This window comes from Micromonospora sp. KC213, from assembly GCF_004348325.1.
In the GTDB taxonomy this organism is placed as follows: Bacteria; Actinomycetota; Actinomycetes; order Mycobacteriales; family Micromonosporaceae; genus Micromonospora.
The window spans coordinates 1-9,411 of record NZ_SMKF01000200.1; the positions used below are offsets into that span (position 1 = coordinate 1).

Consider the following 9,411-nt stretch of genomic DNA (forward strand, 5'->3'; position numbering starts at 1 on the left):
GCGTCGAGCCGAGGAGGCGGTCATGTCCCTTACCCCAGCTCCGCCCGCACCGCCCCCGTCCGGCTCGACCGGCCCCACCACGGATGCGGCGGATCTGCGCGGCTTCGGGTACGAGCCGGAGCTACGCCGCAGCATCGGCAGCTACGCGTCGTTCGCCGCCGGTTTCTCGTTCGTCTCGATCCTCACCACGGTCTTCCAGCTGTTCGCCTTCGGCTTCTCCTTCGGCGGCCCGGCCTTCTTCTGGACCTGGCCCCTGGTCTTCGCCGGCCAGTTCATGGTGGCGCTCAACTTCGCCGAACTCGCCGCCCGCTACCCACTGTCCGGCTGCATCTACCAGTGGTCCCGGCGACTCTCCAACGCCGCGGTCGGCTGGTTCGCCGGCTGGGTCATGATCATCGCCCAGATCGCCACCGTCGCGGCCGCCGCGATCGCCCTTCAGGTGGTGCTCCCCTCCATCTGGTCCGGGTTCCAGCTCGTCGGCGGCGACCCGTCGCTGACCTCGACGAGTGGGGCCACCAACGCCGTCATCCTCGGCTCGATCCTGATCGCGCTGACCACGCTGGTGAACGTCATCGGCGTGCGGCTGATGGCGATCGTCAACAGCACCGGGGTGACCCTCGAGATCATCGGGGTGGCCGCGGTGGTGGTGCTCCTGCTGGTCAACGTCGAACGCGGCCCGGGCGTCGTCTTCGACACCGGCGGCACCGGCACCGGACTGGCGTACGTCGGGCCGTTTTTGGTCTCGGCGCTGATGGCGGCCTACGTGGTGGTCGGCTTCGACAGCGCCGGTGAGCTGAGCGAGGAGACCCGCGACCCGCGCCACACCGCCCCCCGGACGATCCTGCGGGCGCTCGCCGCCTCCGGCATCGGCGGCGGGCTGATGCTGCTGGTCGCGCTGATGGCGGCGCCGAGCCTCACCGACGGTCGGCTCGCCACCGAGGGTCTGCCGTACGTGCTGACCAGCCGGCTCGGCGAGACCGGCGGCCGGATCCTGCTGATCGACGTGGCGATCGCCATCGCGGTCTGCACCCTGGCCATCCAGACCGCCGGCAGCCGGATGGTCTTCTCGATGGCCCGCGACGGCGTGCTGCCGTTCTCCGGCGCGCTGCGCAAGGTGTCGCCGCGCACCGGTACCCCGGCGTTGCCCGCCATCGTCGTCGGTGCCGGCGCGATCGGGGTGCTGCTGGTCAACATCGGTCAGGCCGCCCTGTTCACCGCCATCACCAGCGTCTGCATCGTCATGCTCTACATCGCCTACGCCCTGGTCACGGTCCCGCTGCTGGTACGCCGGCTCAAGGGCTGGCCGAACGGCGAGCAGGCGGCGAGCACCGAACGTGGCGGCGGGCTGTTCGCCCTCGGCCGGTTCGGGATCGTCGTCAACGTCCTGGCGGTGCTCTACGGCATCGGCATGATCCTCAACCTCGGCTGGCCGCGGCAGGAGATCTACGACCCCGCCGGCACCCACTGGTACCTGCACTACTTCTCGCTGTTGTTCATCGGCGGCGCACTGCTTCTGGGTGGGCTGGCCTACCTGCGCTACCGCACCCGTGCCCTGTCCCTGCACCCGCCGCGGCTGCCGTTCGCGACCGCCGTCGCGGAAGGAGAGACCGCATGACCGGCTCCACCGCCACCACCGCCGGTGCCCGTGAGCACGCCCGCGCCCAGGACGGAACCGTCGTCGAGTGCATGCCGATCGTGCCGGCCACCCGGCTCGGCGAGAACCTCACCTGGGCCGAGACGATCCCCGGCGGCGGGTACGCGAGCAAGCGGCTCGCCCGCGGCACCCGGCTGCGGCTGACCGACCCGCACGGCGACGCCTGCGTCTCGGTGCTGCTGTTCAACGCCGACGAGCCGTGGGAGCGGCTCAACGTCGCCGACACCGTCAAGGTGCTCTGGCAGGCGTACGTCGGCGAGGGCCACCTGCTCCTCTCCGACCAGGGGCGGGTGCTCGCCTCGGTCACCGCCGGGGCACGGGACCGCTCCGACACCTTCTGCGGCACCTCCACCCGGGCCAGCAACACCGAACGGTACGGCGACGGCAGCCCGCACGGCCCGTCGCCCGCCGGGCGGGAACTGCTCACCCTGGCCGCCGCGAAACACGGCCTGACCCGCCGGGACCTGCCCCCGAGCATCTCCTTCTTCCAGGGGGTACGCGTCGGCGACGACGGCAGGTTCACCTGGCTCGGCTCGGCTGGCCCGGGAGGCAGCGTCGAGCTGCGCGCCGAAATGCCGGTCACGGTGCTGCTCGCCAACGTCCCGCACCCACTCGACCCGCGCGAGGCGTACACCTGCTCCCCGGTCGAGATCAGGGCCTCAAGCGGAGCCCCCACCGCGCCGACCGACCAACTCTGGTCCCGCTCGCCGGAGGGCGAGCGCGCCTTCCTCAACACCGCCGACTACCTCACCGCCCGGGGGATCGCATGACCGCTCTGGTTACGGGAACAACCGTCCTCGCCGAGACCGTCGCCGCCCGCGCGCCCTGGTCGGCGATCGTGCGAAGCGGACAGGTGCTGACCATCGTCGACCTGCACGGCAACCAGGCCGTCGACTGCCTGCTCTACAACGCCGACGACACCGCCGAGCGGTACTCGGCGCCGGACACCCTCGCCGCGCAGGGCGGCATCTTCCTCACCACCGGCAGCGTGCTGCGCTCCTGCGAGGGCCGGCCGCTGATGACCGTCGTGGCCGACGAGGTGGGCCGGCACGACACCGTCGGCGGCGCCTGCAGCCGCGAGTCCAACACCCTGCGGTACGGCCACCACACCAAGCACCAGCACGCCTGCGTCGAGAACTTCCTGATCGAGGCAGCCCGCTGGGGGCTCGGCAAACGGGACCTGGTCAGCAACATCAACTGGTACATGAACGTCCCCGTGGACCCGGACGGCAGCCTCGGCATCGTCGACGGCATCTCCGCGCCCGGCCTGCGCGTCGCCCTGCGCGCCGAGATGGACGTCCTGGTCCTGGTGTCGAACTGCCCCCAGATCAACAACCCGTGCAACGGCTTCGACCCGACGCCGGTGCGCATGGTCGTCACCGCCCCCTGACGCGAAAGGACGGTCCCATGTTCGACACCCTGCTCGTGGCCAACCGGGGCGAGATCGCCAGCCGGGTCATCCGCACCGCCGCCCGGATGGGCCTGAAGACCGTCGCCGTCTTCTCCGACCCCGACCGGGCCGCCCCGCACGTGCGGGCGGCCGACCTGGCCGTACGGCTCGGCCCGGCCCCCGCCCGGGACAGCTACCTGCGCATCGACCGCGTTCTCGACGCGGCGCGGTCCACCGGCGCCGGCGCCGTGCACCCCGGCTACGGATTCCTCTCCGAGGACGCCGGATTCGCCACCGCCGTCGAGCAGGCCGGACTCGCCTTCGTCGGGCCGACACCCGCGCAACTGACCGCCTTCGGCGCCAAGCACACCGCCCGGGACCTCGCCCGGGCCGCCGGAGTGCCGATGATCGAGGGAACCGGCCTGCTGTCCGGCCTCGACGAGGCGCTCGACGCCGCCGAACGCATCGGCTACCCGGTCATGGTCAAGGCCACCGGCGGGGGCGGCGGCATCGGCATGCAGGCCTGCCACACGCCGGAAGAGCTGACCGCCGCGTACGACCGGGTCGAGCGTCTCGCCGTGGCCAACTTCGGCAGCGGTGGTGTCTTCCTGGAACGGTTTGTGCAGCGGGCCCGGCACGTCGAGGTGCAGGTCTTCGGCGACGGCCGGGGCCGCGTCGTGGCGCTCGGTGACCGCGACTGCAGCCTGCAGCGCCGCAACCAGAAGGTGATCGAGGAAGCGCCCGCGCCGGGACTGCCGGACGCGGTCCGCGAACAGCTGCACCGCTCGGCGGCGGCGCTGTGCGCGTCGGTGCACTACCGGTCGGCCGGCACCGTCGAGTTCGTCTACGACGCCGAGCGTGAACAGGCCTCGTTCCTCGAGGTCAACGCCCGCCTGCAGGTCGAGCACCCGGTGACCGAGGAGATCCTCGGCATCGACCTGGTGGAGTGGATGCTGCGCCTGGCCCAGGACGACGACACCGTCCTCGACACCCCCCGCCGGGCCAGCGGCGCCGCCGTCGAGGCCCGCCTCTACGCCGAGGACCCGACCCAGGGACACCGGCCCAGCGCCGGCCTGGTCACCGACGTGAGCTTCCCCGAAGGCGTCCGCGTCGACGGCTGGGTGGCGGCCGGCACCGAGGTGACCACCTCCTACGACCCGATGCTCGCCAAGGTGATCGTCAGCGCCGCGACCCGCGACGAGGCGTACGCGAAGCTGCGCGACGCCCTCGCCGCCACCCGCGTCGACGGCATCGAGACCAACCTCGGCCTGCTGCGCGCCGCCGCCGCCGACCCGGCGGTCCTGGCCGCGCGGCACTGCACCGCCACCCTCGCCGGGGTACGCGACGACGAGCCGCGCATCGTCGTCGAACGGCCCGGCACGCTGACCGCCGTGCAGGACTGGCCCGGGCGCACCGGCCTGTGGGAGGTCGGCGTCCCACCGTCCGGGCCGATGGACGACCTGTCGTTCCGCCTCGGCAACCGGGCGCTGGGCAACCCCGAGGGCGCGCCGGGTCTGGAGTGCACCGTCGACGGCCCGGCGCTGCGTTTCACCGCCCCGGCCATGGTCTGCGTGACCGGCGCGTCCGCGCCGGTCACCGTCGACGGCGTGCCGGTGCCGCGCTGGGAGCCGGTCGAGGTTCCGGCCGGCGGCGTGCTGGACGTCGGCCGGGCGACCGACGGTGGGCTGCGCAGCTACGTGCTGGTGGCCGGCGGCATCGACGTGCCGCGGTACCTGGGCAGCGCGGCCACCTTCACCCTCGGCCAGTTCGGCGGCCACGGCGGACGGGCGCTGCGCGTCGGCGACGTCCTGCGGCCGGGCTCGCCCACCGGGCCCGTCGCCGGTCCGGTGCCGCTGGGCGAGCGGCCGGCGATCCGGCGGGACTGGCGGATCGCCGTCACCGAGGGGCCGCACGCGGCCCCCGAGTTCTTCCTGCGCGCGGACATCGACGCCTTCTACGCCGCGCAGTGGCAGGTGCACTTCAACTCCGCCCGCACCGGCGTCCGCCTGGTCGGCCCGAAACCCCGCTGGGCGCGTACCGACGGCGGCGAGGCCGGGCTGCACCCGTCGAACATCCACGACACCCCGTACTCGGTCGGCGGGGTCGACTTCACCGGCGACGTGCCGATCCTGCTCGGACCCGACGGGCCCAGCCTGGGCGGGTTCGTCTGCCCGGCCACGGTGGTCACCGCCGAACGCTGGAAACTCGGCCAGCTCAGCCCCGGCGACACCGTACGGTTCGTGCCGGTCTCCGACGACACCGCGGCGGCCCTGCGGGCCCGGCGGCTCACTCCGGTCACGCCGGTGGTCAGCGGCGACGACGGTGTCCTTGCCCGCCGCGAGGCGACCGACGCCGCCCCGGCCGTCACGTACCGCCGCTGCGGCGACGACAACCTGCTCGTCGAGTACGGGCCGATGACCCTCGACCTCGGCCTGCGGATGCGCGGGCACGCGCTGATGGACCGGCTCCGCGCCGAGGGCCTGGCCGGTGTCGTCGACCTCACCCCCGGCATCCGGTCGGTGCAGATCCACGTCGACCCCGACCGGCTGCCCGTACGCCGCCTGCTCGACCTGGTACGCGAGGTCGAGGACGAGCTGCCCGCCGCCCGCGACCTGGCGGTGCCGAGCCGGGTGGTGCACCTGCCGCTGTCCTGGGACGACCCGGCCACCCGGGAGGCGATCGCCCGCTACATGGCCGGCGTCCGTGACGACGCGCCCTGGTGCCCGTGGAACATCGAGTTCATCCGCCGGGTCAACGGCCTTGACAGCGTCGACGACGTCCACCGCACCGTCCACGACGCCAGCTACCTGGTGCTCGGGCTCGGCGACGTCTACCTCGGCGCGCCGGTCGCGACACCGCTCGACCCGCGGCACCGCCTGGTGACCACGAAGTACAACCCGGCCCGTACCTGGACGCCGGAGAACGCGGTCGGGATCGGCGGCGCGTACCTGTGCATCTACGGAATGGAGGGGCCCGGCGGCTACCAGTTCGTCGGCCGCACCGTGCAGGTGTGGTCGCGCTGGCGGCAGGCCGGCGGTTTCGAACCCGGTTCGCCGTGGCTGCTGCGCCACTTCGACCGGATCTCCTGGTACCCGGTGGGCGCGGAGGAACTGCTCGACCTGCGCGCCGACGTGGCCGCCGGGCGACACCGGCTACGGATTGAGGACGGCACCTTCCGCCTCGCCGACCACGAGGACTTCCTCGCCCGCAACGCCGCTTCCATCGCGGACTTCCGGCGGCGCCAGGCGGCCGCCTTCGGACAGGAACGCGCGGCGTGGACGGCGGCCGGCGAGTTCGACCCGCGCCCCGAGCCGGAGGCGCCGCCGGCCGCCGGAGAGGTGACCGTGCCCGAGGGAGGCGCGCTGGTCGAGGCGCCGTTCGTGTCCAGCGTGTGGCGCGTCGACGTGCGCCCCGGCGACCGGGTCGTCGCGGGACAGCCGCTGCTCGCGCTGGAGGCCATGAAGCTCGAGACGGTAATCACCGCCCCGCGGGACGGACACGTCGCGGACGTCCTCGTCACCCCCGGCGCCCAGGTCACGCCGGGAAGCCCACTGCTCGTACTCGCCGGAGGGACCACCACATGACCCCGCAGGACCGTGTCCGCGACGCGTACGCCCGGCTCGCCCTCGGCGAGCGCCCCGAAGCCTGGATCACCCTGCGCGAACAGGAAGACGTGCTGGCCGACGCGGTCACCCTGGAAGCCCGCCTGGCGGCGGGCGAGAGCCTGCCACTGGCCGGGTCGCTGCTGGCGGTGAAGGACAACATCGACGTCGCCGGGCTGCCCACCACGGCCGGCTGCCCCGGGTACGCCTACCGGCCGGCCCGCAGCGCCCCGGCCGTCCAGCGGCTCGTCGACGCCGGGGCCATCGTGCTGGGCAAGACCAACCTGGACCAGTTCGCCACCGGGCTGGTGGGGACGCGCAGCCCGTACGGCGCGGTGCGCGACGTCCGCGACCCACGGCGGGTCTCCGGTGGGTCCAGTTCCGGATCCGCGGTGGCCGTGGCCCTGGGCATCGCCGACCTCGCGTTGGGCACCGACACGGCCGGCTCCGGGCGGGTGCCGGCGGCGTTCCAGGGCATCGTCGGGAGCAAGCCGACTCGGGGCCTCGTTCCCGTCGAGGGGGTGGTGCCCGCCTGCCGCAGCCTCGACTGCGTGACCGTCTTCGCCCGCGGTCTCAGCGCGGCGCAGCAGGCGGTTTCGATCATGAGCGACCCGGTGTGGCCGGCGGACGCGCCCCTCGCGGCGCCGCCCCGGCCGGTGGTGGCGGTGCCGGAACGCCACGAACTGGTCGGCATGTCGCAGGAGTGGCTCGACGCCTTCGACCAGGCCGCCAAGGCCCTGGAGACCGCCGGCGCCCGACTGCGGCCGATCCGGCTCGCGCCGTTCCTCGACGCCGCGAAGCTGCTCTACGGCGGCGGCTTCGTCGCCGAACGGTACGCCGCCGTCGGCGCGTTCGTCGACGCGCACCCCGACGACGTCGACCCGACGGTGGGGGCCATCATCTCCGCGGCCCGGGACATCCCCGCGCACGTGCTCGTCGCCGACACCGAGCGCCTCGAACGGCTGCGCGCCGAGGCGATGGGGGCATGGGGCGACGCGGACGCGCTGCTGCTGCCCACCGCTCCGATCCACCCCACGATCGCGGAGGTCGCCGCGGATCCTGTGGGCGTCAACGCGCGCGTCGGGACGTACACGAACTTCTGCAACCTGTTCGGCCTGGCCGCCGTCGCCGTCCCGGCCGGCGAGACCAGCGACGGCCCCTTCGGTGTTCAGGTGATCACCCGGGGCTTCGCCGACGCGGTCGCGGCCGGCGTGGCCGCACTGCTGACCGGGAAGCCCGCTCCGGTCCCGGCCGCCGCCGGGCTGCGGCTGCTCGTCGTCGGCGCGCACCTGACCGGCCAGCCGCTCAACGGGCAGCTGACCACGGTCGGTGGCCGGTTCGTCGGCCGGGTCCGCACCGCCGCCGAGTACCGCCTGCACGCCCTGCCGACCCAGCCGCCGAAGCCCGGTCTGGTCCGGGTCACCTCCGGCGGGGCGAGCATCGACGGCGAGGTGTGGGAGCTGCCCCCCGCCGCGCTCGGCCCGTTCCTCGCCGCTCTGCCGGAACCCATGGTCCTCGGGCAGGTACGGCTCGCCGACGGAAGCGCCGTCACCGGCTTTCTCTGCGAAGCCACCGCCACCGAGGACGCTGTCGACATCACCGCGCACGGCGGCTGGCTCACCTACCTCGCGTCACGGGGCGCCCGATGAACGCAGTCACCCTGCTCGCGCCTCGTCACGTCCTCGCCGACCTGCTGCTCCGCCGCCTGTTCCGGCGGTGGGCAGCGGCCACCCGCACCGGGTCACCGTCGGCGCGGCGTGGTCAGCCCCGACTCGTACGCCCACACGACCAACTGGGCACGGTCGCGGCAGTGCAGCTTGGTCATCGCCCGGTTGACGTGTGTCTTGGCGGTCAACGGACTGATCACCATGCGCTCGGCGATCTCCTCGTTGCTCAGCCCTCGGGCGACGAACTCGACGATCTCCCGTTCCCGGGCGGTCAGCAGGCTCCGGCCGGCCGCCGGTTCGGCGGGCGGCTGGCCGGCGAGGAACTCGCTGATGACCGTACGCGTGACCGCCGGGGCGAGCAGTGCGTCGCCGCGAGCCACGACGGCGATGGCCTGCAGCAGATCGGCGGGGTCGGCGTCCTTGAGGAGGAACCCGCTGGCGCCCGCGCGGAGCGCGGCGAAGACGTAGGAGTCGAGCCCGTAGTTGGTGAGGATGAGCACGCGTACCGCGGCCAGGTCGGGGTCGGCGGCGATGCGCCGGGTGGCCTCGATGCCGTCAAGTCCCGGCATCTGCACGTCCATCAGCACGACGTCCGGCCGTAGGCGTCGCGACAGGTCGACTGCGGACGCGCCGTCGGCGACCTCACCGATGACCTCCAGGCCGTCCTCGGCTTGGAGCAAGGCCCGGAATCCGGCGCGCATCAGAGCCTGGTCGTCGGCGAGCAGAACCCGGATCATGTTGAATCGCCCAGCGGGAACGTGGCCCGTACCCCGAACCCACCGCTGTCGCGCGACGCGGCCTGCAGCGTGCCGCCCAGCCCGGTGACCCGCTCCCGCATGCCACGCAGGCCCACTCCTGGGGTCACCGGTCCGATCGGCGAAGCCTGACCGTCGTCGGTCACGCAGACGGTCAACTGCGCCGGGGCGTACTCGACGTGGACCTGCGCGGTGGCGGGGCCGGCGTGGCGGGCGACGTTGGTCAGGGCCTCCTGGACGACGCGGTAGCCGGCCTGGTCGACCTCGGCGGGCAGTTCCCGGGGCTGACCGGTGACGGTCACGTGCACCGGTACGCCGGCAGCCCGGGTCCGCTCGGCCAGCT

Annotated in this window: 7 protein-coding genes; 5 read left to right on the top strand and 2 right to left on the bottom strand. The window is 73.5% G+C overall.

Annotation, left to right across the window (positions count from 1 at the left end; translation table 11 throughout):
* Positions 1 to 22 precede the first annotated feature (22 nt).
* The 5 genes from E1166_RS26800 to atzF are packed head-to-tail and all read left to right on the top strand — an operon-like array spanning position 23 to position 8,295.
* A complete protein-coding gene (locus E1166_RS26800) occupies positions 23 to 1,615 on the top strand; it encodes an amino acid permease (RefSeq protein ID WP_132342710.1) in 1,593 nt (530 codons plus the stop codon).
* Positions 1,612 to 2,424: an urea amidolyase associated protein UAAP1 gene (locus tag E1166_RS26805; RefSeq protein WP_132342711.1), complete on the top strand. Its 813-nt coding sequence runs from the start codon at positions 1,612 to 1,614 to the stop codon at positions 2,422 to 2,424. The genes E1166_RS26800 and E1166_RS26805 overlap by 4 nt, the downstream gene beginning before the upstream one ends.
* The gene (locus E1166_RS26810; RefSeq protein WP_132342712.1) at positions 2,421 to 3,044 is read left to right on the top strand and encodes an urea amidolyase associated protein UAAP2; all 624 of its coding nucleotides are present in this window, start codon (positions 2,421 to 2,423) and stop codon (positions 3,042 to 3,044) included. The genes E1166_RS26805 and E1166_RS26810 overlap by 4 nt, the downstream gene beginning before the upstream one ends.
* 17 nt (positions 3,045 to 3,061) lie before the next feature.
* Complete coding sequence (gene uca, locus E1166_RS26815; protein ID WP_132342713.1) at positions 3,062 to 6,628, top strand: urea carboxylase; 3,567 nt, start codon at positions 3,062 to 3,064, stop codon at positions 6,626 to 6,628.
* Positions 6,625 to 8,295: an allophanate hydrolase gene (gene atzF, locus E1166_RS26820; RefSeq protein WP_132342714.1), complete on the top strand. Its 1,671-nt coding sequence runs from the start codon at positions 6,625 to 6,627 to the stop codon at positions 8,293 to 8,295. The genes uca and atzF overlap by 4 nt, the downstream gene beginning before the upstream one ends.
* 92 nt (positions 8,296 to 8,387) lie before the next feature.
* Here atzF and E1166_RS26825 read toward each other — a convergent pair whose 3' ends face one another.
* Together E1166_RS26825 and E1166_RS26830 are read right to left on the bottom strand one after the other, a co-directional pair.
* A complete protein-coding gene (locus tag E1166_RS26825) occupies positions 8,388 to 9,050 on the bottom strand; it encodes a response regulator transcription factor (protein WP_132342715.1) in 663 nt (220 codons plus the stop codon).
* A partial coding sequence (locus E1166_RS26830) for an ATP-binding protein (protein ID WP_207914550.1) occupies positions 9,047 to 9,411 on the bottom strand: 365 nt, incomplete at its 5' end. The genes E1166_RS26825 and E1166_RS26830, both read right to left, overlap by 4 nt.